The 2515-nt window shown below is 71.8% G+C and carries 3 protein-coding genes; 2 read left to right on the forward strand and 1 reads right to left on the reverse strand.

Annotated features, from left to right (window positions below; translation table 11 throughout):
* Positions 1-1022, forward strand: a 1022-nt coding sequence (locus tag RSA25_RS19170) for an alpha/beta fold hydrolase (RefSeq protein WP_332810418.1), incomplete at its 5' end; no start/stop codon positions are given.
* The gene (locus tag RSA25_RS19175; protein WP_332810419.1) at positions 1019-1780 is read left to right on the forward strand and encodes a 2,3-dihydro-2,3-dihydroxybenzoate dehydrogenase; all 762 of its coding nucleotides are present in this window, start codon (positions 1019-1021) and stop codon (positions 1778-1780) included. The genes RSA25_RS19170 and RSA25_RS19175, both read left to right, overlap by 4 nt.
* A gap of 60 nt (positions 1781-1840) precedes the next feature.
* On the opposite strand, the gene RSA25_RS19180 is transcribed toward RSA25_RS19175, so the two are convergent.
* On the reverse strand, positions 1841-2482 hold the full coding sequence (locus RSA25_RS19180) for a response regulator (protein ID WP_332810420.1): 642 nt from the start codon (positions 2480-2482) through the stop codon (positions 1841-1843).
* Between the last annotated feature and the right edge of the window lie 33 nt (positions 2483-2515).

Below are 2515 nucleotides of genomic sequence, written 5' to 3' on the forward strand. Positions count from 1 at the left end.
TGTTTGCGCAGGTGCTGGGGCTGGCCGAGGCGCCCGATGCCGACGCGGACTTCTTCCGCCTGGGCGGCGATTCGCTGTCGGCGGTGCACCTGTTGCTGGCGATCCAACAGCACTGGCAGCATGACCCCGGGTTGGGCGCGGTGTTCGCCACGCCCACGGTGGCCGGCCTGGCGGCCACCCTGGAGGCGCCGCTGCGCCGCACCGACCATGGGCTGGCGCCGTTGATCACGCTGGCACCGGAACGGCCGGGCAGGGCGCCGCTGTTCGTGGTGCATCCGGCCGGGGGCATCGCCTGGAACTACCGCGACCTCGCGCGTGCGCTGCAACCGGCACGCGCGGTGCATGGCCTGCAGTCGCCGGCGCTGGACGCGGCCGAGCCACTGCCCGCCAGCATCGATGCCCTGGCCGAACGCTACGTCGACACCGTGCTGGCGGTGCAGCCCCATGGTGCGGTGCACCTGCTGGGCTGGTCGGTGGGTGGGATCATCGCCCAGGCCATGGCGGTGCGCCTTCAGGCGCTGGGGCGGCCAGTGGGCGAGCTGGTGCTGCTCGATGCCTATCCGGCCGAATGCTGGCGTGCCGAACCGGCGCCGGACCCGGTCGCCGCGTTGCGGGCGCTGCTGGCGATTGCCGGGCACGACCCGGATGCGCATCCGGAACTGGACAGCCGCGCGCGGATCGTGGCCTTCTTGCGCCGCGGCGACAGCGCGCTGGGCAACCTGCCCGAGGCGGTGCTCGATGGCGTGGTGCGTGCGGTCACCGGCACCAACACCCTGATCCGTGAGCATCACCACCGGCCCTACGCCGGCACCCTGCTGCATGTGCGGGCCGGCCGCGACCATCGCGCGCGGCCGCACCTGCAGTCCTCGCTGTGGCAGGCGCATGCCGCGCAGGTGGAGGCGATGGAACTGCCATTCCTGCACGCCGAACTCACCGGCCGCGACGCGGTGGCGCGGATCGCGCCCTGGCTGTCGGCCCGATTGCAACGCGGGGAACCCCCTGCACAGGAGATCACGCAATGAACCTCACCGGCTTCGATGACACCCTCGCCCTGGTCACCGGTGCCGCCGGTGGCATCGGTGCGGCACTGGTGCAGCGGCTGCTGGACAGCGGCAGCGTGGTGGTGGCCACCGACCAGGTGGCGCCCGCGCTGCCGCCCCATCCCCGGCTGCATGCGTACGCGCTCGATGTGCGCGAGGCGGCCGGGGTGGATGCGCTGGTGGCCGCCGTGGAGGCGCAACTGGGCCCGATCGGGTTCGGCATCAACGTGGCGGGCGTGCTGCAGGTCGGCACGGTCGACCAGATCGACGACGCGCAATGGCGCGCGGTGTTCGCGGTCAACGCCGACGGCGTGTTCCATGTCTCGCGGGCGCTGGCACGGGTGATGCAGCCACGCCGTCGCGGTGCCCTGGTGACGGTGAGTTCCAACGCGGCGGGCGTGCCGCGTCACGGCATGGCGGCCTATGCCGCCTCCAAGGCCGCGGCCACCATGTTCACCCGCTGCCTGGGCCTGGAGCTGGCGCCGCATGGCATCCGCTGCAACATCGTGGCCCCCGGCTCGACGCTGACCCCGATGCAGACCGGCATGTGGGCCGACGCACAGGGCGCGCAGCGCGTGATCGACGGCGATGCGGGTATGTTCAAGGCCGGCATTCCACTGCGCAAGCTGGCCAGCCCGGATGACATCGCCCAAGCCGTGATGTTCCTGCTCTCCGACCAGGCCGGCCATATCGCGATGAGCGACATCTACGTGGACGGCGGCGCCACGCTGCGCGGCTGAGTGCGGCATCGGTGTGCGGATACCCCACGCGCATGCAGCGGTGGCGTTGCCGCGGGTGGCTCAGCCGCCCGGCTCGCCCAGCCGGTCGTAGAGCCGCACCAGCTCCACCAGGCTGCGCGCCTGCAGCTTGCGCATGCCGTTGGCGCGGCGCACCTTCACCGTGATCTCGCTGACGCCCAGGTCGCCGGCGATCTGCTTGTTGAGGCGGCCACGCACCACGCCGGCCACCACCGCGCGCTCGCCCGCGTTGAGCAGCGCCCAGCGCTGGTGCAGTGCATGCAGTGCGAGCGCGTCGCGGCGACGCTGGCGGTCGCGCTCGATGCCCAGGTGGATCGCATCCAGCAGCGCCTGGTCACGAAACGGCTTGGTCAGGAACTCGATCGCGCCGTCCTTCATCGCGTCCACGCCCATGGCGATGTCGCCGTGCCCGGTGATGAACACCACCGGCAGGTGCAGGCCATGGCGGGCCATCTGCCGATGGAACTCCAGCCCGCTCAAGCCCGGCATGCGCACGTCCAGCACCAGGCAGGCCGGCGCGTCCTCGCGCGGGTGCTGCAGGAAGTGCTCGATCGAGCCGAACACCGCCACGCGCATGTTCATCGAGGCCAGCAGATCGGCCAGCGCCGCCCGCACCGACGGGTCGTCATCGATCACGTACACGATCGGTGCCGGCGCGAGGGCCGGGGAGGTCGGCTTAGTCATCGGCGTCGCCCGCAAGGGTGGGCAGTTCGACTA

Origin of the sequence: Stenotrophomonas sp. (assembly GCF_036662295.1) — a bacterium.
GTDB lineage: Bacteria > Pseudomonadota > Gammaproteobacteria > Xanthomonadales > Xanthomonadaceae > Stenotrophomonas.

Coding starts and splice junctions, on each gene's coding strand:
- RSA25_RS19175 (WP_332810419.1), top strand. CDS start 1,019: ATGAACCTCACCGGCTTCGATGACACCCTCGCCCTGGTCACCGGTGCC.
- RSA25_RS19180 (WP_332810420.1), bottom strand. CDS start 2,482: ATGACTAAGCCGACCTCCCCGGCCCTCGCGCCGGCACCGATCGTGTAC.